This window comes from Janthinobacterium sp. BJB304 (genome assembly GCF_002735765.1).
In the GTDB taxonomy this organism is placed as follows: Bacteria; Pseudomonadota; Gammaproteobacteria; order Burkholderiales; family Burkholderiaceae_D; genus Janthinobacterium.
Genome location: NZ_PDZN01000003.1, coordinates 55051 through 77165 on the forward strand (window position 1 = coordinate 55051; position 22115 = coordinate 77165).

Consider the following 22115-nt stretch of genomic DNA (forward strand, 5'->3'; position numbering starts at 1 on the left):
CGAGGGTCTGATTGTCACAGTGTAACAAAGCAGAATGCATGCCATCCTTTTCCAGGGCTCGTCATATTGTTTTGACAACCCCTACCACGCCCTGCCCCACCCCTTGCCGGCTGCCCAGCCACCAGAATGCGGCGGCCAGCACGACGGCCGAAGCCTGTCCCAGCGCCAGTTTGAATGCGCTGTCGAACAGCAACGGTGCGACAAAACCGGACACCAGCGCAAACACCAGCATTTGCACGAAGTTTTGCAGGGAGGCGGCCAGGCCCCGCATCTGCGGGAAAATGTCGAGCGTCGACATGGTCATGCCCGGCAAGGCCAGCGACATGCCGAACGCGTACAGCATCACGGGCACGACGGCGAACGGGATGCTGGCCGCAAACCAATGGTTGTAAGCAATATTGATCGCCCCCGTGACCGCCATGGCCAGCAAGCCCCAGCGCACCAGCACGGTGCTTTTCACCACGTGGGCCAGCTTGCCCGACAACGCCGAGCCCAGCACCAAACCGGCCACCATGGGAATGAACATCCAGCCAAACGCCGTTTCCGGCAGATGCAGCAATTCCAAAATAAAATGCGGGGCCGAGGCGATATACAGGGCAAAGCCGCCAAAGGCGAAGGCCACGGCCAGCGAACGCAAGAGGAATGCCCGGTGGCGCAAGGCCAGCCAGTAATTGCGCGCGATGTTGCCTGGATGGAAAGGCTGACGTTGCTCGACAGCTAAACTTTCCGGCAAGCCTTTCAGGCAGGCGAGCGCCAGCAGCACGGTGACGGAAAAGGTGAACACGAACGTCGATTGCCAGCCGTAGGCCACGTGCAGCCAGCCGCCGATGATGGGGGCGATGGCGGGCGCGATGCCGAACACCATCATGATATTGGCCAGCATCTTTTGCGCGGCCGCGCCAGCTAGACTGTCGCGCACGATGGCTTGGCCGATCACCCTGCCCGCGCCGGCCGAGGCGCCCTGCATGCCGCGGAAGAACAGCAGCCAGCCAAAGCTGGGGGCGAAGGCAGCGCCGATGGAACCGGCGGCAAAGATCAGGAGCGAAGCGAGAATCACGGGACGGCGGCCGAACGAGTCGGACAAGGTGCCGTAGAACAAGGTCATGAAGGCATACGCGGCCAGGTAGACACTCAGGGTCTGCTGCACCAGCACGCTGCTGACGTCGAAATGCGTGCCGATCGCGGGAAACGACGGCAGGAAGGTATCGGTGGCGAACGGGCCCAGCATAGCCAGACCGGCCAGCACCAGGGTCAGGTTTCTGGTTTTCATGCGCCCGCCTGCACAGCATATTGGCGGCGCAAGCCGTCGAGGGCCGCCAGCGAGAACGCGGCGACATGCTGCGCAATGCTGGCGGTGCCAGTCTCGTCATAGGTAATTTCCGGCGCCACCAGTTCATGCACGATTCGCGAACGGGCATAGAACACAGCCTGGCCAATCACGCTGAACACGCATTTCTGCACCACGTCCGCCGGCATGGCCTCGCCCACCACGCCACGGATCAAGCCTGTAAACAGGGCGTGGTGCGCGCGCACATCGCGGTCTGCCAGCATGTGGATGGCGGACGTGGGTTCGATCAATTCACGCGCCACCAGGCGGCTGAACAGCGAAGCCGCTCCCGGGCGCAGCATGTCGAAGACCATCGATTCTATCGCCAGGCGCAACTGTTCCACGGGCACCACGGCCGCCGCTGGGCCTGCCTCCGGCGCGGCAGCGGCCGAGGCACGCGCCAGCGCGCGCGCATGGTCGAAGGCGGCCAGGTACAGCTCTTCCTTGCCATGAAAATAATAGTTAACCATCGCCACGTTGACGTGGGCCGCCTCGCAGATCCTGCGCACGGACGCGAGCTTGTAGCCTTCGTCGGCAAACAGCTGGACCGCCGCCTGCAGAATGCGCGTGCGCGCCGTTTCGACTTCTTCTGTCATGCCATTCCCATCATTTAAACATCTGTTTAATATTATCCGGCATTGTATCAAACAGCTGTTTAATTTTCAAATGGACGCAAAAAAGCCCGGCGAACCGGGCTTTGCAAGGGCATTGCCGTAGCTTAGTGCTTCATCGCCGGCATCGCAGTTGACGTCGAGGTGGCGCCCAGCGGACGCGCCACGGCATTGACTTCGATCGTTTCGCGGCGCTTGTCCTCGCCTTCGACGACCAGGGTCAGCGGGATCTTGTCGCCCGCCTTCACCTGCCCTTTCAGGTCGAGCAGCATCACATGGTAGCCGCCCGGCTTCAGTTCCACCGCTTTTCCGGCTGGCAAGGCGATTTCCTTGACCTGGCGCATGCGCATCATATTGTCCGCCATGCTCATTTCATGGATTTCCGCCACGCCCGCCACGGGCGAGCGCACTTCCAGCAGCCGCATGGCTTTTGGCGCCGTGATCTGCATGAAGGCGCCCGTGGCTTTTTGCTGCGGCACGGTGGCGCGCACCCACGGGTCGCTAATCTGCACGGACGTCTGTGCAGCGGCGGAGAAGGACAGCACGGTCAGGGCCGTGGCCAGCAGGGTTTTCAGATGGGTCATGATTATTTCCTCGGTAGTTATAAGGTGTATTTCGATTTCATCAGGGTCTTGATGTCCTGCACGCACTCATCGCCCGTCAACTGGTGCTTCAGGCCCAGGCGCATGCGCCCCTCTGTGTCGAGCACGTAGCTGATGGCCGTGTGGTCCATCGTGTACGAACTGCCGCTCGGCACGCGGCGGTAGAAGACCTTGTAATTGAAGGCCGTCTGCGCCGTGTCCTTCGGGTCCGTGCGCAAGCCGAGGAAACTGGGGTCGAAGGCGCGCATGTATTCGCCCAGCAGCTCGGGCGTGTCGCGCTCGGGGTCGATGCTGATGAAGATCACTTGCAGTTTATCGCCATCGGCGCCCAGTTTCTGGCGGATTTCCAGCGCGCGCGACAGGGCTGTCGGGCACACGTCCGGGCATTGCGTGAAGCCAAAGAAGACCATCACATACTTGCCCTTGAAGTCGGCCAAGGTGTAGACCTTGCCGTCGGGGCCGCTCAACTTGAAGTCGGGCTTGTAATCGCCTCCCGTCAGGTCGAGGCCGTTGTAATGGGGTTTCGGCGCTTGTTCGCAAGCGGCAAGCGTGAGCAATCCCGCCGTGCCGGCGAGAAGGAAAAGACGACGTTTCATGGCATGCTGGCCCGATGGGCGTAGTGGAGACGGTTAAGACGTGGAAGGTATGACTGCTGCGTTCAGGCAGCCGAAGGCGGGCCGCGCGGACTGGCGGCCAGCCACGCGAACGGCGCTTTGGGCGCCTGGTAAAACAATGGCGGATAGTGATCGTGGCCCGTGATGACGGCCAGCGGCGAGGATGAGGACGGCGGCAAGCCCACGCTGCCCGCATGGCTCATGCAGAACGGGCAATGTTCGATGTGGTGCAGCACGGAATCGGTGGTGGATCTGGCGGCTGGCGCCAGGTCCGCCTGCGTATAGACGGCGCCGCTGGCCGAACAGATTTCGACGGCGGCATTGTTCGCGTTCGCATGCCGCGAAGCAAACGCATACGACAGGGACGGCGAAAGCGCATTGAGCAGTATCGCCAGGCAGGCGAACCACATATGCCACTGTTTGCGTTTCAATAAAGATCCCATGGCCCCGATTATAACGGAGTCTGGCTATCCGGGCGCCTGTCCCCGCAGGAACAGGCTGGGACGCACGCCCGCCACGTCCACGCAGGCGTCGCAAAACGCGGGGATCGAGGCAAAGCCAGAGCCGGCCGCCACTTGCGCCAGGTCGCGCTCGCCGTCTTCCCCATCGGCGCCCGCTTGCGCCGCCGTGTGCAGCGCGTGCGCCAAACGCTGTTCGCGTACCAGGCTGAGCAATGCCTCGCCCTCGGCAAACAGGCGGGCACGCGCCTTGTGCGGCGTCACTTGCCACAGGGCCGCCAGCCGTGCCGCCGTCCATTTGCCTTGCGGCGTATCAAAGATATGCTGCGCCAGCGCCTGGCTCCAGCGCTTGCCGCCGCCGTGGCCGCCATCGGCTTCATCGCCTTCCAGCGCCAAGGTGAACACGGCAGGCTTGCCCCGCCCCGGCATCACGTCGCAGGCAAAGCGCAAGAACGCGGGCACGACGAAGCTGTCGCCGCTGCCCAGCTTCTTGGTGGCGATTTCATTATGCAAGGTGACAAAACCCTGGCGCACGGTAACGCGCAGCCGGAGCGGAAAGCGCAAGCCCAGCAAGTGCAGAGGATGATCGGAAACGAGTGCCATGCGTCAATTCAATGTCATAAGCCAGCCGCCAGCATGCCACACATCGCGCGCCCAGTCTGTCATCACAGCGACGCTACGCCATAACGGCGCAAGCCATCGAGGTCGACGACGCGGATCGATTGATAGGCGATGCTGATCAGCTTGAGTTCGGCCAGATGGCCCAGCGCCTGGTTCACGCGCTGGCGCGAAATGCCGGTCAGCAAGCCGATTTCTTCCTGCGACAGCTCAAGCACGCGGGAAGTGCGCGGGTATAACATGGGGTGGAACAGCTGCGCGATCGCTTGCGCCACCTGCGCGTCGACGGCCAGCAGGCGCTGGTTCTGGATGGTGGCGATGAATTGCCCCATGCGCTCGTTCAGCTGGCGGATGACGAAGGCATTGAAGGAAAGGCTCTCGGCCAGCAGCAGATGAAACAGGTCCACGGGCACGAGGATGATGCTCGATGCGCGCACGGCCACCACATCGTAGCGGCGCAGTTCGCGCTTGAGCACGCTGCCCTCGCCGCTCCAGCCGCCGGCCGGCACGCCGGAAAACGTGGCGCCGCGCCCATCGGCGTTGTAGACGGCCAGCTTGATCAAGCCCGTGTGCACGCCGATCCAGTGCGCCGACGGTTCGCCGCGCCGCGTGATGAAGGCGCCCGCCTCGAAATGCCGCAGCACGCTGCCGGCGCGCAACAGGGTCTGATGCCGCGCATCGAGGGCCGCGAACCAGTCGTGGCTGTCGAGTTCCAGCATTGCAAGGTCTACACTATCGTTGCTATCCATTCCATCCTTCAGACCTGTCACTAAGATGACAGTGATTTTCCAGCGCCGGTGCTATGCTAACCGGTATCAATCCCGAAACAGGGAGCTACAGAATTTTATTTAACAGGAGACAAGCATGACTGCTGATTTCAACACCGGCCTCGGCAAAAACAGCGCCAACTACGCCGCCCTCACCCCGCTCGACTATATCGCCAGGGCAGCCGCAGTATATGGCAATCGCCTGGCAATTGCACATGGCAGCCTGCGCCAGACGTGGCGCGAAACGTATGCGCGCACGCGCCGCCTGGCCTCCGGCCTGATCAAGCTGGGCGTGGGCACGGGCGATACGGTGGCCGTGATGCTGCCGAACACGCCCGCCATGGTGGAAGCGAGCTTTGGCGTCCCCATGGCCGGCGCCGTCCTCAATGCGCTGAACATCCGCCTCGACCTGGCCTCCTTGACCTTCATGCTGCGCCACGGCCAGGCGAAAGTCTTGCTGGCCGACACGGAATTTGCCGAGCTGGCGCGCCAGATGGCGGCGCAGATTCCCGGCTTGCGCGTGATCCAGGTCAACGACGTGCTGGGACCGGAAGTGGATGCGTTTTCCGACCTCGACTATGAAACCTTGCTGGCCAGCGGCGACCCCGATTACGACTGGCAGCCGCCTGCCGACGAGTGGGATGCCATCGCACTGAATTACACGTCCGGCACCACGGGCGACCCGAAAGGCGTCGTCTACCACCACCGCGGCGCGGCCTTGAATGCCCTGTCAAACATCCTGGAATGGGACATGCCCAAGCATGCCGTCTACCTGTGGACCTTGCCGATGTTCCACTGCAATGGCTGGTGCTTTCCGTGGACCGTGGCCGCGCGCGCGGGCGTGAACGTGTGCCTGCGCAAGTTCGAGCCGAAGCTCGTGTTCGACCTGATGCGCGAATTGCGCATCACCCACTATTGCGCGGCACCCATCGTGCATGCGGCGCTGGCCAACGCGCCCGCCAACTGGCGCGAGGGAATCGACTGGACCGTGCGCGGCATGGTGGCCGGCGCGCCGCCGCCGGCGGCCATGGTGGCAAAGATCGAAGCCATGGGCTTTGACTTGATCCATTCGTATGGCTTGACGGAAGTGTACGGCCCCGCCGCCATCTGCGCCGAGCAGGACGAGTGGGCGGCCTTGAGCCAGGAAGAGCGGGCCGTTTTAAAGTCGCGCCAGGGCGTGCGCTACCACTTGCAAAGCGCCGTGGCCGTGCTGGACCCGGAAACCATGCAGCCCGTGGCGGCCGATGGCGAACAGATCGGCGAGATCATGTTCCGTGGCAACATCTGCATGAAGGGTTATTTAAAGAATGAAAAGGCGACTCAGGAAGCGTTCGCGGGCGGCTGGTTCCACACGGGCGACCTCGGCGTGATGTATCCGGACGGTTACATCAAGCTGAAGGACCGCAGCAAGGACATCATCATCTCGGGCGGAGAAAACATTTCCAGCGTGGAAGTGGAAGACGCGCTGTACCACCACCCGCAAGTGCTGGCCGCCGCCGTCATCGCCCAGCCCGACGAGAAATGGGGCGAAACGCCGTGCGCCTTCGTCGAACTGCGCGAAGGGGCGACGGTGACGGAAGCAGAATTGATCGCCTTCTGCAAGAACAACCTGGCGGGCTTCAAGGTGCCGAAAGCCATTTATTTCGGCCCCCTGCCCCGCACATCGACGGGCAAGATCCAGAAGTTCGAATTGCGCAAGCGCATGCACTCAGACAAGGCAATCGACGTCTAGGCTTAGCTGCCTTTACCTGTCAGCCACGCCGGCTGCGCCACCGCCAGGCGCGCAAAGCTGGCGATGCTGGCCACGGCGGCGAACCCTGCCGCCAGGCACAGCGCGTACGTCGTGCCCCGGCTGGCGGAAACAGTAAAACAATACGCGACCAGCGCCGCGCCCGTCGCCTGGCCGATCAGGCGCGACGTGGCCACCACGCCGCTGGCGCCGCCTGCCCGCTCGGGCGGCGCGCTGCCCATGATGGCTTTCAGATTGGGCGCCTGGAAAAAGCCGAAGCCGATGCCGCACAAGGCCATGCGCCAGCCGATGTCGAACGCGCTCGGGTGCGCCGGTATCCACACGAGCGTCAGCAAGCCGCCCGCCAGCGCCGCCAGGCCGATGCCGCCCAGCACGCCCGGCGAATATCGGTCGCTCAGGCGCCCCGCCACGGGCGCCATCACGGCCACCAGCACGGCCCACGGCGTCATCAAAAAGCCCGTCTCCACGGGTGAACGGCCCAGGGTGACTTCAAAATAGAATGGCAGCGAGACGAAGGCCAGCCCCTGCGCGGCAAACGTGCAGATGGCCGTCAGCGACGACAACAAGAACAGGGGGCGGCGGAACAGGTCGATCGGCAGCATCGGTGCCGCATGCCCGGCCTGTCGGCGCAGCAGCAACATAAAAAAGACCACTACGGCCACCAGTTCCGCCAGCAGGACGGCGCTGGACGCGTGATGGGCCGCATCGCCGAACAGCAAGATGAGCAAGCCGAAGGCGCCCACGTTGTACAGCGCCGTGCGCGCATCGAGCGTGTGCCCGGACAGTTGAGTCGCCGGCAGCATGCGGCTGGCCAGGAAAAAGCCGGCCACGCCCAGCGGCACGTTGATGGCGAACAGCCATGGCCACGACGCCGTCGCCAGGATCAGCGAAGCGGCCGTGGGCCCGATGGCGAACGCGACGGCCACCACCAGCGCATTGTTGCCGAACGCGCGGCCCAGCAAATGCTTGGGGTACAGGGCGCGCAGCAGCGCCGTGTTGACGCTCATCATGGCGCTGGCGCCGACGCCCTGGAACAGGCGCGCCACCACCAGCGAGGGCAAGGACCAGGCCAGCGCGCAGGCGAGCGACGCCAAAGTAAACAGGAACATGCCGGAGATAAACACGCGGCGGTAGCCGGCGATTTCGCCGAGGGCGGAAAACGGCAGCAAGGTCGCCACCATGGCCAGCTGGTACACATTCACGATCCAGACGGAGGCGGCCGGTGTCGTGTGCAGCTCGCTGGCGATGGCCGGCAAGGCCGTGTTGGCGATCGCCGTATCGAGCGAGGCCATGCCCACGCCGATGGCCAGCGCCAGCATGGCCCATAAACGGGCGCCGGGCGGCAAGCCGTCCTCGCCCACGAGGAAAGGCTGCGCCTTGTTTTTCTGCTTCATCATGTTGCCTGTTCGTCTAGCCCGTCCGGGGCGGCATACGGTACCGCAGCCAAGACACTAGCATGGATGGACGGACTCTGCCGGGCAGGCCCGCCGATTTCACCCTACATCACTTCTGGCAGTCGATCACTTTAAAATCTTTCGAATAACAGATGCGCAGCTCGCCCGAGTGCTTTTCATAGCCGAGCCAGCGGCCTTTCAGCTGCGGGTTGTGCTGCTTCATCCACTGGAACAACTCGTTTTTCGGCATGGTGGAATCCGGCAACTTCAAGGCTTGGAACAGTTCGCGTTCCTTCTCGAAATACTGCTTGGCCGTATCGAAATCGCAGGCGCCATGCTTTTCCCATTCACCCTGCAGCAAGGCTTCGCCGGGCTGCATGCACATGTACGGCAGGATGTCCGACGGCGCCAGCTTCGGCAAATTGCCCTTGCAATAGCGCGGATGCATCTCCGTCTTGCGCGGCGGCGTCACGGAAATGTCTTCGCAAGTGGCCGGATTGTTCGACTGCGCCCACAAGCCATGGACGATCCAGCCGAAGTGGTTGCTCTCGGCGCACTGGAAGGCGGCCTTCTTCGACACTTCGCCGCGGCGGCGCTGGCTGTCGCAAAAACCGGGCGACCACGACAGCGCCAGCATGAAGTAATCAGTGGGCACGTTGGTGCTTTGCTTGTAGCAGGTGTTTTTCTCGTCCGACGGCTTGACGTCGTAATCGTAATAGCTGACGTTGCGCGGAATGGCGCAGGCGGCATCGGCCGCGTGGACGACGCCGGCCGACAGGCTGAGGAAAACGGCGGCCAGCGCCGGCAAGACAGTTCGCAATTGCATCGGGTTTCCCTTTCAAGATATAAAAACGCCGGCAACTGGGTGCCGGCGCGGTAGTGAAATTACACCATCAACTTAGCAGACGGTATGCATCCAGCCGTGGGTATCCGGTGCCGTGCCATGCTGCAAGCCCAGCAGCGCTTCGCGCAGGGCCAGGGTGACGGCGCCGTTTTCATTGTTGTTGATGGTCATTTCAAAGCCGTTGGCCTTGGCCACGCCCACGGGCGTGATGACGGCTGCCGTGCCGCAGGCGAACACTTCGGTCATGCGGCCCGAGGCGATGTCGTCGCGCCATTGCTGGACGGACAATTTACGCTCTTCCGTCGCATAGCCGAGGTCTTTTGCCATTTCCAGCAGGCTGCGGCGAGTGATGCCTGGCAGCAAGGTGCCCGTCAATTCCGGCGTCACGACGGTGACTTTCTCGCCATCCTTGTAGACGAAGAACAGATTCATGCCGCCCATTTCCTCGATGAACTCGCGGTGCACGGCGTCGAGCCACACGACCTGGTCGCAGCCCTTTTCTTGCGCTTGCGACTGGGCCATCAGGCTGGCCGCGTAATTGCCCGCGCACTTGGCTTCGCCCGTGCCGCCCGGCGCGGCGCGCACGAAGTCTTCGCTGATCCACACGGTGACGGGTTTCACGCCTTTCGGGAAGTAGGCGCCGGCGGGCGAGGCGAACAGCACGAACAGGTATTCTTCCGATGGACGCACGCCCAGGTAGGGGTCGGTGGCGATCATCAGCGGACGCATGTACAGGCTCTCGCCCGTGTTCTTCGGCACCCAGTTACGGTCTTGCGCGATCAGCGCATCGCCCGCTTCCAGGAACAGCTCGACAGGGATGGCCGGCATGGCCAGGCGCGCGGCGCTGCGGTTGAAACGCTCGGCATTTTGTTCCGGGCGGAAAGTCTTGATGCTGCCATCGGGCTGGGCAAACGCCTTGTAACCTTCAAAGATGGCCTGGCCGTAGTGCAGCGACGAGGCGGACGGGTCCAGCATCAGCGGGCCGTAGGCCTTCAGTTCGCCCTGCTGCCACTTGCCGTCGCGGTAAGGAATCACCACCATGTGGTCCGTGAAGATGCGGCCAAACGCCGGGTTGACCATGCGCGCGGCGCGCTCGGCGTCGGACAGGGGGTGGGCGGACGGGGTGACGACGAGATTCGGTGTGGAAGTGGTCATGGCAGCAATGGGAACTAGTGAACAGTATCCCTATTGTAGCGCCTCCAGCGCCCGATCAGGCAAACGAGAATGGCCACCGCCCCGCGACAACAGGGAGTCATCATTTGCGAATGATTCTCGTTTGCGTTACTATGTCAATCCTCCTTCTTCCCCGCCATGCCTGATGCCCCGCATGGCGGCGCTATCGAAAGCCGCTTCATGACGACCTCCTCCCTTCCACACCCTCTGCCGCGCGCCGGCGCCGATGAGGCGCCGGAAACCGGCCAGCGGCGCCAGCTTGCCGCCGTCGCGCAACAACGGCGCTGGCACTGGAACTGGAAGCAGGTGTGGTTTCAATTGCACTGGTTCATCGGCATCACGGCCGGCACGGTGCTGGTGATCATCGGACTGAGCGGCGCCACCCTGGCCTTCAAGGATGAATTGCTCGACGTTATGAACCCCGGCGTGCGCCATGTCCCCGTGGAAACGCGCGCACCGCTGACGCCGGCACAGCTGAGCAGCATTGCCGCAGCCGAACACGGCCAGCGCGTGGCCTCGGTCACCATGTATGCGCAGGCGGGCGCGGCGCCACGCCTGTTTTTCGCGCCAAAGAACGGCCAGCGGCGCGGCGAGTCCGTTTATCTGCACCCGTACACGGGCGCGACCCAGCCGGCGCTGGCGGGCGCGGCATTTTTCGAGTGGACGGAATCCTTGCACCGCTGGCTGCTGCTGCCGCGCGATCCGGGCCGGCAGGTGGCGGGCGCGCTGGCCCTGTGCCTGCTGGGCCTGGCACTGTCCGGCCTGTACCTGCGCTGGCCCCGCCGTCCGCTGGACTGGCGCACCTGGCTGACCTTCGACCCTGCATTAAAAGGCCGCTCCTTTTTGTGGAATCTGCACGCCGTGGCCGGCACCTGGTGCCTGGTCGTCTATGTGGCGCTGACCCTGACGGGCATCTACTGGAGCTATGACGTGGTGCGCGACAATATCGACGCCTGGGCCGGCAAGCCCCCGCGCACGGCGCAGGCGCCCGGCAAGAAAGGGGCGCCGCAGGAGCCATCGCCTGTCGCCGACATCGGCCTGGCCTGGAGCGTTTTCCAGCAGCACGCCCCCGGCTGGACCCTGGCTACGGTGCGTCTGCCCGTGCGCCCCGGCGAAGCCGTGCAATTCACGTGGCTGGCCGGCGATGCGCCGCACGAACGGGCGCGCAGCCGCATGAGCATTGCGCCGGCCAATGGCACTCTCACGGAAAACGAACCGTACAGCCAGCAGGCGCTGGGTGCACGCCTCGTCAACATCATTTATCCGCTGCACATGGGCACGTATTTTGGCTTGCCCGGCCGCATCATCGTCACCCTGGCCAGCCTGGGCCTGCCCCTGTTCGCCGTCACGGGCTGGATGCTGTACCTGGGCCGCCGCAAGGCCAAGCGGGCTGTGCAAGCGCAGCGCGCTCTGCTGGCTGGCATTCCGGGCAAGCAAGATATAGGCTTGCCCACCCTGGTGGCCTACGCCAGCCAGTCGGGACAGGCCGAGCGCCTGGCGTTGGAAAGCGCGCGCGCCCTGCAGCAGGCGGGCGTGGCCGTCGATGTGCAGTCGCTGGACCGTTTCGATCCCGCGCAATTGCGCCAGTACGAACGGGCCCTGATCGTCGCCAGCACCTTTGGCGAAGGCGAGGCGCCGGACGGCACGCGCCGCTTCGCGCGCCTGCTGCAACAAACGGCGGGCACGCCGCTGGCCGGCCTGGAATTCGGCATGCTGGCCCTGGGCGACCGCCATTACGGCGCCTTCTGCGGCTTTGGCCATGCGCTGGCGCAACAATTGCAAGCGCTGGGCGCCACGCCCTTGTTCCCGCTGATCGAAGTGGACAAGCATGACCCCGCCGCCCTGGCCGCCTGGTCGCAAGCGCTGGTCCGCTGCAGCGGCAGCGCCATCGACGCCATCGGCGTACAGGAAGAAGCGTCGTACGCCGAATGGCGCCTGGCGCGCCGCGTGCTGCTGAACCCGGGCAGCCTGGGCGGCGAACTGCATGAAATCACCTTGACGGGCCCCGCCGATGCTGCCTGGGAAGCGGGCGCGCTGGCGGAAATCATCGGGTGCAACGCGGATGGCAGCGAGGGCGACGCGCAGAGCGCCCAGCATGCGCCGCGCAGCTATTCGCTCGCGTCGCTGCCGTCCGATGGTGAACTGCAATTGCTGGTGCGCCAGGAACGCCATACGGGCGAGGAAAACGACGGGTACGGCCTCTGTTCCGGCTGGCTCACGCGCTTCGCCCCGACAGGCAGCCCCATCCGCCTGCGCCTGCAAGCCAATCCCGCCTTCGCGCCCGCCCTGGTCGACGTGCCCTGCATTTATATCGGCAATGGTTCCGGCCTGGCAGGCCTGCGGGCACACCTGCGCGCGCGTCAGCGGGCGGGGCTGGCCCGTAACTGGCTGCTGTTCGGCGAGCGCCAGCAAGCTGTTGACAGCGTCTGCGGCGCAGAGTTGCAAGGCTGGCTGGACGCTGGCCACCTGGCGCGCCTGGACCGTGTCTTTTCGCGCGACGGCAACGAGGGCGGCAAACGCGAATACGTGCAGGACCGCCTGCGCGCCAACGTCGGCGAGCTGCGCGACTGGCTGGCGCAAGGCGCCATCGTCTACGTGTGCGGCAGCCTGCAAGGCATGGCGGCAGGAATCGATGCTGTACTGCAAGAAGTGCTGGGCCAGGACGGTCTCGACGCCCTGCTGGCGGCCGGACGCTACCGCCGCGACGTGTATTGATCTGCCTCAGCACATTGCCAGCGCCGCCCGGCTATGTGGGCCGCCGCACGGTCAGCGCCGGCCATCGGACTACAGTAGCGGCATGGCGGCATATCCGCGCCGCCCCCACCCACTGTTTGCGAGGCTAGCCATGAAAAACCCCTGGATGAGCATGTACCTGAGCGCCGCCAACCGCGTCGCCAACACGGCGCGCGGCCACGCCACGGCCGCCGTCAAGCGCGAGGCGGCGAAAAATACGCGGCAATTGACGCAAGTGTGGTTCGACTCCTTCCTGCCCGCCGCAGGCAAGCCGCGGCGCAGCCGCAAGGCCAAATAAGAGGCGTCACTGGTGCAGTGCATCACAGCAACTAGTTGAAGTTTCAATCAGATGAACTAAACTGCAAGCATGGTAGTACATAAGACGTGACCGGCAGGCGCCGCATCCCCGCGCCGCCGCCGGGACACCGGGAGACGACCATGTTGACGCTCAAAGTGCTGCTCTGCCTTGCCTTGTCGGCCCTGATGCTCGTGCCCCTCGTGCTGAGGGATGCGATGCAGACGTCGGCCGGACAGCAGATGCAGGTGCCGAATGTGGATGCGCAGGGCATGTGGGCCCACTGGCCCAAGCAATAAGACGCGCGGCTGAGAACAATAAGACGCGCGGCTGAGAAAACGTCGCTGACTGCGTTGCCGTGCCTCGTCGTACATTCGTACTGCCTTCGGCACGACGCCTTGCCAGCGGCGTTTTTCAGCGGCGCTCGGTAACACGGCGCATCGTTAAAAACCGCTTTGTTGCGGGTGGGAATTTGTTCTCTTCGCCGGCGGCTTTCCTCTTCCCCTCTTCACCATACTTTTGATCCAGATCATGGATTTCGCCCTTCGCTGCGTCCACACTGGAACAGTCCGCTTCGCGCCGCGACGGACTTCACCGGGGGCATCGGCATGGGTAAATCGGATTGGAAAGATGAGATGGCGCTGGGCGTTCCCGCCATCGACGAGGCGCATGAGGCGCTGTTTCAGGAGCTGGCACGGCTGGGGCAATTAAGCGACCAGCATTTCAGCGTGGCGTTTCGCGAGCTGATTGCGGCCGTCGAACGCGATTTCCGCGAGGAAGAAGATTTGATGGAGCAAATCGGCTTTCCCTCGCTGGCCAACCACCGCGAACAGCATGCCCGCGTGCTCAGCGGCTTGCACCATGCCTGGGCCGCCGTCGATGAAGGCGACCTGGAACAGGGCCGCCATGCGCTGTCGCTGTTGCCGCAGTGGCTGATCTTCCACCAGGCCACCATGGACCTGGCCCTGGCGGCGGCGCTGGAACTGGTGCAGCGCCAGCCCAACTAGGTACTTAAGAGCCACATCTTTAAAGGGGTGACTCTTAGCCGCTACAGCAACAGCACTGTCGCCTGCTCGGGCATGACCACGCGGTAGTGTCCCGGGTATTTGTCTTCGCCGTCGAAAATCTTGCAAAACACGGGCTGGTTGATGTCGTTGACGGCCGCCTCGTTCATGGGCAGCGTCGCGATCAGCTGTTCTCCATCCATCAATTGCAAGGCGCTGCCCCGCTCGGCCGCGCAAAAGGCCAGCGATTGCACGTCGCTGGCGAACGGCCGCTTGTACCACGGCGTGATGGCCCGCACGGCGCGCCGGGCGTCGCGCAAGACCTGCCCCACGCGCGTGACGTTCCACGCATCGCGCGCCACGGACGGCTGCAGCACGATATTGGCCGTCAGCTCGCCCCTGCCCTTGTTCACCAAAAACGTGCCGTCCTGCGCGGCGATATCATCGTTGAGCGGCACGACAAACACGCCGCCGGCCGACACCTTGATCGGCATGGGGGCGCCATTGCCTTGCAAGGCCACGCGCACATCGTCGATGGTGGCGCTCAGCTTGGCAGGAATCAGGCGCAGGGCCATGACCACGCTGCCGCTCGACACTTGCCACACTTTCCTGGCCGTCAGATAACTTTCACGGTATGCCGTGAACCGCACGTGCGGCGCCTTGGCATCGCTGGTGGCCGTGATCGTCACCGTTTGCGGTGGCAAGGCTTCCTCTGCTGGCGCCGTTGCCTTGGGTGCTGATGCCGCGGATGTGGCCGGCGCAAGCGGTGGCGCAACGGCATCGGCGGCGGGCGGCACGCTGGCGCTCTGCAGCGGCGCGGGAACAGCCGGCGGCGGCGCGTGTTCCTGGGCCTGACCCAGCGAGACGACACACAACCATCCGGCACAAGCGATCCATGTACGCATGCATTTCTTTCATTAAGGAAAATATTTGTCAGCGCCTGCATTATCGCAGAAGGCAAGCCGATGCGCCGCCCCGGGTCTGCCGGCACTCCTGCCTGCACTCCTTTGGTGCACACGCTTGATTATTTGGCAAATATCACCTATATTGATAATGATTCTTATTCACAAAAGTGACAGGAATCGCGCGCCTTTCTTTTCCACTGCCCGTCCGCGCCGGGCCTTGCGGTGGAACTGCTATCCAAGCCAGACCACGGGCCAGCGTTACGCCATCCCCCAGCTACTGCGCAGCTCGCCAGACGAGATAGGAACACTCACGACTAAAAATATCCAGGAAAATAATGCAATCAACGACAGCCTTCTCATCTTCGCGCCAGCCCGCCTTGCGCGCCCTCCCCCGTTTATTACACATCAGCCTGCTCAGTCTTGCCGCCGGCGTGGCCCTGCCGGCACAGGCCGCCGACGCCGCCGCGGCCGACGTGACCATGCCCGCCGTCACCGTGCTGGGCCAGTCGACCGCGACGACGGAAGGCACGCAGTCGTACACGGCCGGCGAAGCGCGCAGCGCAACGCGCATGGACCTGTCGCTGCGCGAGACGCCGCAATCGGTCAGCGTCATCACGCGCCAGCTGCTCGACGACCTGGGCGCCGTGCGGCTGGACCAGGCGCTGGCGCAGACGACAGGCATCCAGGTGGGCCAGAACGACACGGAGCGCACGACATTTTATGCGCGCGGCTTCGGCATCAACAATCTCCAGATCGACGGCATGGCGCGCGGCGGCAATGCGCCGCTGCAAGACACCATCCTGTACGACCGCATCGAAGTCGTGCGCGGCGCCACGGGCCTGATGGGCGGCAAGGGCGACCCGTCCGCCACCATCAACATGATACGCAAGCGTCCGGCGAAGGACTTCCAGGCCAGCGCCGGTCTCATCATGGGCCGCTGGGATGACCAGCGCTTCGAAGCCGACCTGTCCACGCCGCTGAACGCGGAGGGGAGCGTGCGCGCGCGCACGGCCCTGGCCTGGCAAAAACGCGATTCCTACCTGGACATGTACCACGAGCGCAAGACGGTGGGCATGGCCATCCTTGAGGCGGACGTGCGTCCCGGCACCCTGCTGACGGCGGGCGTCGACTTCCAGGACAACAAGCCGACAGGCGCCACCTGGGGTGCCGTGCCGTACTGGAATGCGGATGGCAGCCTGGCCAGGTTGCCGCGCAACACCAGCCTCACGACGCCCTGGAGCACCTGGGCCAACAAGCAGCACACCATCTTCACGTCGCTGGACCAGCGCCTGCCCGGCAACTGGAACATGCACCTTGGCTATGCGCGCACGGAAAGCACGAACCGCACCACCGTCGCCTATGCGGGCGGCGGCAAGCCCGATCCGGCCACGGGCGAAGGCATGTTCCTGTGGACGGGCGCCTATGGCCCGGGCAAGACCACGGGCGACAATTTCGACGTGTACGCCAGCGGTCCCTTCACCTTGCTGGGGCGCAAGCACACGGCCATCGCCGGGTGGAACGGCGGCAACCAGCGCGCCCGCTCGCTGGGCGGCGAGGCGGAAATCAACTACCCGAACTTCGTCCCCGATTACCGCAGCTGGACGGGCAACATCCCCCGCCCCGTGTTCCACCCGGACGGCTCGCACACGGAAACCGTCACCCGCCTGGCAGGCGGCTATGTGGCCACACGTTTGAGCCTGGCCGACCCGCTGCATGTGATCATCGGCGCGCGCAGCAGTACTTACCGCACGGATACGCGCAGCTACGATACGCATGGTGCGTACATGGGCAGCGGCGACTTCGTGGAAACGCGCAATGAAGTCACTCCGTATGTGGGCGCCGTGTTCGATATCAACAAGCAGTATTCGGCCTACGCCAGCTTCACGCAGCTGTTCAACCCGCAATCGAGCAAGGACCGCAACAACAAGTTCCTGGCGCCGGAAACGGGAGACAATGCAGAACTGGGTATCAAGGGCGAATTTTATGAAGGCAAGCTGAACGCGTCGGCCGCCCTGTTCCATACGAAGAAAAAGAACATGGCGGAACTCGACCGCACGGTGCCGCCCGGCTTCTTGCTGCCCGACGGCGGCCAGGCCATGGTGGCCAATGGCGCCGGCGTGACGGCCAAGGGCGTCGAGTTCGACGTCTCCGGCCAGTTATCGCCCGCCTGGGAAGCGAGCGGCGGCTATACCTATCTGCACGCGGCCGAGGCCGATGGCCGCCGCGCCGCCACCACGCAGCCGCGCCACCTGCTGCGCCTGGCCACCAGCTACCGCTTCGACGGCCGCCTGGCCGGTTTGAGGGCGGGCGCCAGCATGACGGCGCAAAGCGCCACCTACAGCGAATCGTGGTACGGCCGCCCGCCATCGGGAACCATCACCGACATTCCGCAAGCGGGCTATGCGCTGCTCAACGCCATGGCCAGCTATGCGCTCAACCGCCACGCCAGCGTGCAGCTGAACGTGAATAACTTGCTCGATAAAAAGTACTACCGCAACGTGGGCTTCTTCGACGGCGTCTTCTGGGGCGAACCGCGCAACATCAGCCTGAGCTTGCGCACGATGTTTTAAGCGCGCCAGTGCGCGGGCGCCGGCAGGGTAAAGCCGTCGAGCAAGGGACCGCCCACGGGCGCCAGCACGGCGGCGGCGACTTGCCCGAACGCGCGCTGGCCGGCCGGCAAGTCGCCGGCGGCCAGGCGCAGCGCGCCGTCGAGCTGCCCGGCGATGGCGGGATCGACCGCCTGCAGGCGGCGGAACAGGTGCTTGCCGCCGCCGCTCCACTGCCCCGCCGCGCGCAAGTGCAGGTCGGCCAGCGCTTCGTACAGCTGGCAAGCGACGGCCAGCGCCTCGCCCGGGTGCGTGCTGTCGACCAGGTCTTCCAGCGCGGTGGTGATGGCGTAGCGCCGGCGCTGCAGGTTTTCCGCGTCGAGCACGGGCGGCCCGGCCGTGACGAAGGCGTGCGCCAGCGCGTGCAGCTGCGCATAGGCGTCGCCGGCGGCGACGATGTTTTCCCCTTCCGCCACCATCATCGCCAGCGGCACCGTGCCGCCCGGTGCATCTATTTCCTTGCAGAAATACGTGAACGTGGCCACGTCGTGCGCGAACAATTCCACTGTGCGCCCCTCGGCCACGATGGTGTCGCGCCAGGCGCAATCGACGTGGTCGAACAGCAGCAGCAAGTCGATATCGGAAGTAGGCGTTTGCCGGCCCGTGGCGAACGAGCCGCCGATGATGGCCGCCACGGCCGTGGGATAGCGCTCGTGCACCAGCCGCTGGGCAATCGCGCGAATGGTCTCATAGGTGGGGATCGTCGTCAAAGCCGGTGCTCCATGTCGATAAAACACTATCCTACACGCAATACGCAGGCTGCCGCCAGCCTGCTACACTGGCGCCATCTGATCAAGGAACCAACATGGAATACGACTGCATCGTGGTGCCCTCGCCCGTGGGCGAGCTGACCCTGGTGGCGCGCGGGGAAGCCCTGGCCGCCATCCTCTGGGAAAACGACAAGCCGAACCGCGTGCGCCTGGGCGCGATGCGCGTCGATGACGGTTGCGCCGTGCTGCAGGAAACGGCGCGGCAGCTGGATGAATATTTTGCCGGCACGCGCCAGCATTTTGAGGTGCCGCTCGATTTTGCCGGCACGCCATTCCAGCAGGAAGTCTGGCGCGCGCTGCTGACGATACCGTACGGCCAGACGCGCAGCTATGGCGAGATCGCGCGCCAGATCGGCCGCCCCGCCGCCGTGCGCGCCGTGGGCGCCGCCAACGGCAAGAATCCCATTTCCATCATCGCCCCCTGCCACCGCGTCGTCGGCGCCACGGGCGAGCTGACGGGCTTTGCGGGCGGCTTGCATGCCAAGGAAACCTTGTTGGCGCTGGAAGGAATCGCCCTGTCGAGCGACCGCGAAGCGCTGAAAACGGGCCACGCCCGCCGCCGCGCCGTGCATGTCGATGCGGGGCAAGGCAGCCTGTTTTAAGCGGCGGCATCGCTCCCCATGTGGGATACTCACGCCCTCCGTTCAAGCCAACACATCCTATGCCCTACCTTGTCATCGCGTTCTTTGTCGTACTGTACTTACTCGCCACCTTCTTTTTCCACATCCCCGCCCTGGTTGCCCTCGCATATGGCGTGCTGAGCCTGGGATGCTTCGTTGCCTATGCGATCGACAAGTCGGCCGCGAAAGGGGGACGCTGGCGCACCCCGGAGCGCACCTTGCTGCTGCTGGGACTGCTGTGCGGCTGGCCGGGCGCCGTGCTGGCCCAGCAATGGCTGCGCCACAAGTCCAGCAAGCGCTCGTTCCGCATCGTGTTCTGGATCACGGTCGCCCTCAATATCGGCGCTTTCGTGTATTTCAGCATGCATTACGCGGCGCCCGATATCGGCACGGACGTCGCCCCCATCGAGTTATAAGGTCACTCTCCCAGCAGGCGCAGCGACTCCAGCCAGTCCGCCTTCCAGTCGCGCAGCAACGGTTGCGTGGCGAACGCCTTTTTCAAATGCGCCATCGGCACGCGGTGCACGTCGTGCAAGCCGAACGCCAGGGTCACCGGATGCCACAAATGGCTGTTCTTGCCGCCGCGCGAATTCTTGCGCACGCGCGCGCCATCGTCGCCAAAGATGCCCACGCCGCTGGCCATGCCTTGGTCCAGGTCGACCTTGCCCACGCCGGCGAAGGCAATCAAAATCTGCTCGCGTCCCAGGCCTTTCAAGGCGCTGGGCAAGACCACGGGCGCCTTGTCCGCTGCCGTGTCGACCGGCTGCGGATGCTGCAACTCCTTGAGCAAACGCAACAGGTCGCGCTCCTGGAAGTGCAAGCCGTCCAGCGGCACGCGCAAGCCCTGCCCCTTGAGCTCAATGGGGAGATTGCCCGAGTCGCGCGTAAAACGCAGCCAGACATCACCGGCGCCCGCGGCCAGGTGCTGCTTGTCCTCGATGAACACCACGGGCGCCGCATAGCGCGTCACGCCGTCATGGAACAGCTCGGCCCAGGCTGCGCTGTAGTCGAGCCAGATAAACGGCAAGCCGCCCTGCTCGAGCAGGCGCGCCAGGGTCCACGGGGTGCCCGTCTGTTGCGCCAGCCAGGCGCAGGCTTCGGTTGCGGTGGCGCGGTATGGCAGGGTTAGAGAAGTCATGGCAATTCCGTCGGTCAAAGTGGAGCGCAGTGTAGCAGACGCCGCCATCCGCCCCTGCGGCAGGCGCATCCTGCGCGCCATTCCTGCGCGATGTGCTAGGCTGGATGCATCAGTCCGCGCCAAGACCACCCCGGCCCCATGGCGCACCACCGCGAGGGGAATATCATGCATTCCAGCACCAACGCCGCCACCACGCCCGCCCCGCCACCGGAGCGCGATTCGCCCACGCCGGCGGGCGAAAGCCACGCCGAGGAAGCGCTCGATGAAGCGCTGAAGGAAAGTTTTCCGGCCAGCGATCCGATCGCCATTGCCGTGCCGAAACCTGCGCCCAAGACGCCCTGAGTCCCGAATAAAAATGCCCCGCCGGGCGGCGACGGTAAAACCATCGCACCGAGCGGGGCCAGTCAAGCCGACACGCTTTTACTTCGGCGTGTCGCGGTACTGCTCGGGCGTCGTGTCGCCATCGGCGACTTCATACCACATCGCATTGAGCACGGCGAACGTCGCCGCCAGCGGAAGACCCAGTATCCAGGCGAAATACCACATAATTATTTCCTTTCTTCAATTCCAGCTTGATCGTTTTTACTATCAAACTAACGACACCTAACAAAACCGTAGCGAGCGGCAGCGATTTGTGGTCGAGAAGCGCAACCGTACTCCAGTACGGTGAGCATCGCCGGCCGCAAAGGGCGACGCGCAGTAGGTTTAGTTAGGTGTTCTCAATAAGCGTGACCGCTGTCGTCCTTGATTGCTTTTGCATCAACCTTACCCCACAGCACTTTATACACCCAGGTCGTGTACGCCACGATGAGGGGGATGAAGATGGCCGTGACGACCAGCATGATGAAGAGGGTCATGTGGCTGGACGAGGAATCCCACACCGTCAGGCTGGCGCGCGGGTCGATCGACGATGGCAGGATGAACGGGAACATGGCCGCGCCCACGCTGAGGATGATGCCGGCGATGCTGGCCGCGCTGGCCAGCAAGGCGGGCACTTCGCGGCGCGCGCGCAGCAAGGCGAACGCCAGCAAGGGACCCAGCAAACCGGCCGCAGGGGCGATCCAGGTCCACGGATGGGCGGCAAAGTTGAGGAACCAGGCACCCACGTGCACTTGCGCCGTTTTCAGCATCGGGTTCGACGGGCCATCGACGACGACGGCGCTGGTGACGCGGTAGCCATCGACCCACAGCCACAGGGCCACGCCGGCTGCCGCATACAGCACGACCGTGGCGATTGCCGCCACGCTGCCGTAACGGCGCGAACGTTCCGCCACGGCACCGTCCGTTTTCACTTGCAGCCAGGTGGCGCCGTGCATCACCAGCATGGCCACCGAAACGAGGCCGCACAGCAAGGCGAACGGGTTGAGCAGCGCAAAGAAGCTGCCGTCATAGAAGATATGCATGTCCGGCGAGAAACGGAACGGTACGCCCTGCAGCACGTTGCCGATGGCCACGCCGCAGATCAGGGCCGGCACGAAGCCGCCCACGAACAGGGCCGCGTCCCAGCGGGCGCGCCAGCGCGGGTCTTCGCGCTTGCTGCGGAATTTGAAGGCCACGGGACGCACGATCAGCGCCACCAGGATGACGAACATGGCCAGGTAAAAGCCCGAGAACGAGACGGCGTACAGCTGCGGCCAGGCGGCAAAGATGGCGCCGCCGCCGAGGATCAGCCATACCTGGTTGCCTTCCCATACGGGGCCGATGCTGTTGATGATGACGCGGCGCTCGAGGTCCGTCTTGCCGGCGAACGGCAGCAGGATGCCCGTGCCCAAGTCGAAGCCGTCCGTGATGGCAAAGCCCACCAGCAATATGCCGATCAGCAGCCACCAGATCAGGCGCAGGGTTTCGTAAGAAATCATTTCATGCAAAATCATGGTCTGGCCCTC

24 protein-coding genes are annotated in these 22115 nt (G+C 64.3%); 9 read left to right on the forward strand and 15 right to left on the reverse strand.

Annotated elements, in window-relative coordinates:
* Positions 1-61 precede the first annotated feature (61 nt).
* The 7 genes from CSQ95_RS04235 to CSQ95_RS04265 form a co-directional block, all read right to left on the reverse strand.
* Positions 62-1270, reverse strand: a complete 1209-nt coding sequence (locus CSQ95_RS04235; protein ID WP_099408626.1) for a multidrug effflux MFS transporter — start codon at positions 1268-1270, stop codon at positions 62-64.
* Entirely contained in the window at positions 1267-1923 is a 657-nt protein-coding gene (locus CSQ95_RS04240; protein ID WP_070291701.1) for a CerR family C-terminal domain-containing protein, read from the reverse strand. The genes CSQ95_RS04235 and CSQ95_RS04240 overlap by 4 nt, the downstream gene beginning before the upstream one ends.
* Before the next feature lie 122 nt (positions 1924-2045).
* Entirely contained in the window at positions 2046-2522 is a 477-nt protein-coding gene (locus CSQ95_RS04245; RefSeq protein WP_218963575.1) for a copper chaperone PCu(A)C, read from the reverse strand.
* Positions 2523-2539: 17 nt separating this feature from the next.
* Positions 2540-3136 (reverse strand): SCO family protein, encoded by a 597-nt coding sequence (locus tag CSQ95_RS04250; RefSeq protein WP_070291700.1) that lies wholly within the window; start codon positions 3134-3136, stop codon positions 2540-2542.
* Between the two features lie 62 nt (positions 3137-3198).
* Positions 3199-3585 carry a DUF2946 domain-containing protein gene (locus CSQ95_RS04255; RefSeq protein ID WP_227742147.1) on the reverse strand — a complete coding sequence of 129 codons (387 nt, stop codon included), beginning with the start codon at positions 3583-3585 and terminating at the stop codon, positions 3199-3201.
* Between the two features lie 36 nt (positions 3586-3621).
* Positions 3622-4215 (reverse strand): hypothetical protein, encoded by a 594-nt coding sequence (locus tag CSQ95_RS29945; protein ID WP_257217949.1) that lies wholly within the window; start codon positions 4213-4215, stop codon positions 3622-3624.
* Positions 4216-4277: 62 nt separating this feature from the next.
* Positions 4278-4979, reverse strand: a complete 702-nt coding sequence (locus tag CSQ95_RS04265) for a Crp/Fnr family transcriptional regulator (RefSeq protein WP_070222062.1) — start codon at positions 4977-4979, stop codon at positions 4278-4280.
* A 115-nt stretch (positions 4980-5094) separates the two neighbouring features.
* On the opposite strand from CSQ95_RS04265, the gene CSQ95_RS04270 reads away from it, so the two are divergent.
* Positions 5095-6729 carry an acyl-CoA synthetase gene (locus CSQ95_RS04270; RefSeq protein WP_099408627.1) on the forward strand — a complete coding sequence of 545 codons (1635 nt, stop codon included), beginning with the start codon at positions 5095-5097 and terminating at the stop codon, positions 6727-6729.
* A 2-nt stretch (positions 6730-6731) separates the two neighbouring features.
* Here the strand turns inward: CSQ95_RS04270 and CSQ95_RS04275 are convergent, their stop codons facing one another.
* The 3 genes from CSQ95_RS04275 to CSQ95_RS04285 all read right to left on the reverse strand — a co-directional run bounded on the left by CSQ95_RS04275 (position 6732) and on the right by CSQ95_RS04285 (position 10140).
* A complete protein-coding gene (locus CSQ95_RS04275) occupies positions 6732-8144 on the reverse strand; it encodes an MFS transporter (RefSeq protein ID WP_099408628.1) in 1413 nt (470 codons plus the stop codon).
* 106 nt (positions 8145-8250) lie between these two features.
* Entirely contained in the window at positions 8251-8967 is a 717-nt protein-coding gene (locus tag CSQ95_RS04280; RefSeq protein ID WP_099408629.1) for a ribonuclease, read from the reverse strand.
* A gap of 72 nt (positions 8968-9039) precedes the next feature.
* A complete protein-coding gene (locus CSQ95_RS04285; RefSeq protein WP_070291696.1) occupies positions 9040-10140 on the reverse strand; it encodes a branched-chain amino acid aminotransferase in 1101 nt (366 codons plus the stop codon).
* A 198-nt stretch (positions 10141-10338) separates the two neighbouring features.
* Between CSQ95_RS04285 and CSQ95_RS04290 the strand changes: the two genes are divergently transcribed.
* The 4 genes from CSQ95_RS04290 to CSQ95_RS04300 all read left to right on the forward strand — a co-directional run bounded on the left by CSQ95_RS04290 (position 10339) and on the right by CSQ95_RS04300 (position 14193).
* Entirely contained in the window at positions 10339-12873 is a 2535-nt protein-coding gene (locus CSQ95_RS04290) for a sulfite reductase flavoprotein subunit alpha (protein WP_099408820.1), read from the forward strand.
* Positions 12874-13003: 130 nt separating this feature from the next.
* On the forward strand, positions 13004-13189 hold the full coding sequence (locus tag CSQ95_RS04295) for a hypothetical protein (protein ID WP_099408630.1): 186 nt from the start codon (positions 13004-13006) through the stop codon (positions 13187-13189).
* Positions 13190-13329: 140 nt separating this feature from the next.
* Complete coding sequence (locus CSQ95_RS29575) at positions 13330-13485, forward strand: hypothetical protein (protein ID WP_175445243.1); 156 nt, start codon at positions 13330-13332, stop codon at positions 13483-13485.
* A 309-nt stretch (positions 13486-13794) separates the two neighbouring features.
* Positions 13795-14193 carry a bacteriohemerythrin gene (locus tag CSQ95_RS04300; RefSeq protein WP_099408631.1) on the forward strand — a complete coding sequence of 133 codons (399 nt, stop codon included), beginning with the start codon at positions 13795-13797 and terminating at the stop codon, positions 14191-14193.
* Positions 14194-14234: 41 nt separating this feature from the next.
* Here CSQ95_RS04300 and CSQ95_RS04305 read toward each other — a convergent pair whose 3' ends face one another.
* Positions 14235-15095, reverse strand: coding sequence for a hypothetical protein (locus tag CSQ95_RS04305; protein ID WP_143449901.1), 861 nt, complete (start codon positions 15093-15095; stop codon positions 14235-14237).
* Positions 15096-15430: 335 nt separating this feature from the next.
* On the opposite strand from CSQ95_RS04305, the gene CSQ95_RS04310 reads away from it, so the two are divergent.
* Positions 15431-17665, forward strand: a complete 2235-nt coding sequence (locus CSQ95_RS04310) for a TonB-dependent siderophore receptor (RefSeq protein WP_099408633.1) — start codon at positions 15431-15433, stop codon at positions 17663-17665.
* On the opposite strand, the gene CSQ95_RS04315 is transcribed toward CSQ95_RS04310, so the two are convergent.
* Complete coding sequence (locus CSQ95_RS04315) at positions 17662-18411, reverse strand: nucleotidyltransferase domain-containing protein (RefSeq protein WP_143449902.1); 750 nt, start codon at positions 18409-18411, stop codon at positions 17662-17664. The genes CSQ95_RS04310 and CSQ95_RS04315 overlap by 4 nt on opposite strands.
* A 95-nt stretch (positions 18412-18506) precedes the next feature.
* On the opposite strand from CSQ95_RS04315, the gene CSQ95_RS04320 reads away from it, so the two are divergent.
* Together CSQ95_RS04320 and CSQ95_RS04325 are read left to right on the forward strand one after the other, a co-directional pair.
* The gene (locus CSQ95_RS04320; RefSeq protein WP_099408635.1) at positions 18507-19073 is read left to right on the forward strand and encodes a methylated-DNA--[protein]-cysteine S-methyltransferase; all 567 of its coding nucleotides are present in this window, start codon (positions 18507-18509) and stop codon (positions 19071-19073) included.
* A 59-nt stretch (positions 19074-19132) separates the two neighbouring features.
* Positions 19133-19507, forward strand: a complete 375-nt coding sequence (locus CSQ95_RS04325; RefSeq protein ID WP_070291691.1) for a DUF1294 domain-containing protein — start codon at positions 19133-19135, stop codon at positions 19505-19507.
* A 2-nt stretch (positions 19508-19509) separates the two neighbouring features.
* Here CSQ95_RS04325 and CSQ95_RS04330 read toward each other — a convergent pair whose 3' ends face one another.
* A complete protein-coding gene (locus CSQ95_RS04330) occupies positions 19510-20229 on the reverse strand; it encodes a hypothetical protein (RefSeq protein WP_099408636.1) in 720 nt (239 codons plus the stop codon).
* 165 nt (positions 20230-20394) lie between these two features.
* On the opposite strand from CSQ95_RS04330, the gene CSQ95_RS29580 reads away from it, so the two are divergent.
* The gene (locus tag CSQ95_RS29580) at positions 20395-20571 is read left to right on the forward strand and encodes a hypothetical protein (RefSeq protein ID WP_180278951.1); all 177 of its coding nucleotides are present in this window, start codon (positions 20395-20397) and stop codon (positions 20569-20571) included.
* A gap of 78 nt (positions 20572-20649) precedes the next feature.
* Here the strand turns inward: CSQ95_RS29580 and cydX are convergent, their stop codons facing one another.
* Both cydX and cydB read right to left on the reverse strand, forming a co-directional pair.
* On the reverse strand, positions 20650-20775 hold the full coding sequence (gene cydX, locus CSQ95_RS04340; RefSeq protein ID WP_076570210.1) for a cytochrome bd-I oxidase subunit CydX: 126 nt from the start codon (positions 20773-20775) through the stop codon (positions 20650-20652).
* Between the two features lie 173 nt (positions 20776-20948).
* Positions 20949-22103, reverse strand: coding sequence for a cytochrome d ubiquinol oxidase subunit II (gene cydB, locus CSQ95_RS04345; RefSeq protein WP_099408638.1), 1155 nt, complete (start codon positions 22101-22103; stop codon positions 20949-20951).
* Positions 22104-22115: the final 12 nt, after the last annotated feature.

Coding starts and splice junctions, on each gene's coding strand:
- CSQ95_RS04235 (WP_099408626.1), bottom strand. CDS start 1,270: ATGAAAACCAGAAACCTGACCCTGGTGCTGGCCGGTCTGGCTATGCTG.
- CSQ95_RS04240 (WP_070291701.1), bottom strand. CDS start 1,923: ATGACAGAAGAAGTCGAAACGGCGCGCACGCGCATTCTGCAGGCGGCG.
- CSQ95_RS04245 (WP_218963575.1), bottom strand. CDS start 2,522: ATGACCCATCTGAAAACCCTGCTGGCCACGGCCCTGACCGTGCTGTCC.
- CSQ95_RS04250 (WP_070291700.1), bottom strand. CDS start 3,136: ATGAAACGTCGTCTTTTCCTTCTCGCCGGCACGGCGGGATTGCTCACG.
- CSQ95_RS29945 (WP_257217949.1), bottom strand. CDS start 4,215: ATGGCACTCGTTTCCGATCATCCTCTGCACTTGCTGGGCTTGCGCTTT.
- CSQ95_RS04265 (WP_070222062.1), bottom strand. CDS start 4,979: ATGGATAGCAACGATAGTGTAGACCTTGCAATGCTGGAACTCGACAGC.
- CSQ95_RS04270 (WP_099408627.1), top strand. CDS start 5,095: ATGACTGCTGATTTCAACACCGGCCTCGGCAAAAACAGCGCCAACTAC.
- CSQ95_RS04275 (WP_099408628.1), bottom strand. CDS start 8,144: ATGATGAAGCAGAAAAACAAGGCGCAGCCTTTCCTCGTGGGCGAGGAC.
- CSQ95_RS04280 (WP_099408629.1), bottom strand. CDS start 8,967: ATGCAATTGCGAACTGTCTTGCCGGCGCTGGCCGCCGTTTTCCTCAGC.
- CSQ95_RS04285 (WP_070291696.1), bottom strand. CDS start 10,140: ATGACCACTTCCACACCGAATCTCGTCGTCACCCCGTCCGCCCACCCC.
- CSQ95_RS04290 (WP_099408820.1), top strand. CDS start 10,339: ATGACGACCTCCTCCCTTCCACACCCTCTGCCGCGCGCCGGCGCCGAT.
- CSQ95_RS04295 (WP_099408630.1), top strand. CDS start 13,004: ATGAAAAACCCCTGGATGAGCATGTACCTGAGCGCCGCCAACCGCGTC.
- CSQ95_RS29575 (WP_175445243.1), top strand. CDS start 13,330: ATGTTGACGCTCAAAGTGCTGCTCTGCCTTGCCTTGTCGGCCCTGATG.
- CSQ95_RS04300 (WP_099408631.1), top strand. CDS start 13,795: ATGGGTAAATCGGATTGGAAAGATGAGATGGCGCTGGGCGTTCCCGCC.
- CSQ95_RS04305 (WP_143449901.1), bottom strand. CDS start 15,095: ATGCGTACATGGATCGCTTGTGCCGGATGGTTGTGTGTCGTCTCGCTG.
- CSQ95_RS04310 (WP_099408633.1), top strand. CDS start 15,431: ATGCAATCAACGACAGCCTTCTCATCTTCGCGCCAGCCCGCCTTGCGC.
- CSQ95_RS04320 (WP_099408635.1), top strand. CDS start 18,507: ATGGAATACGACTGCATCGTGGTGCCCTCGCCCGTGGGCGAGCTGACC.
- CSQ95_RS04325 (WP_070291691.1), top strand. CDS start 19,133: ATGCCCTACCTTGTCATCGCGTTCTTTGTCGTACTGTACTTACTCGCC.
- CSQ95_RS04330 (WP_099408636.1), bottom strand. CDS start 20,229: ATGACTTCTCTAACCCTGCCATACCGCGCCACCGCAACCGAAGCCTGC.
- CSQ95_RS29580 (WP_180278951.1), top strand. CDS start 20,395: ATGCATTCCAGCACCAACGCCGCCACCACGCCCGCCCCGCCACCGGAG.
- cydX (WP_076570210.1), bottom strand. CDS start 20,775: ATGTGGTATTTCGCCTGGATACTGGGTCTTCCGCTGGCGGCGACGTTC.
- cydB (WP_099408638.1), bottom strand. CDS start 22,103: ATGATTTTGCATGAAATGATTTCTTACGAAACCCTGCGCCTGATCTGG.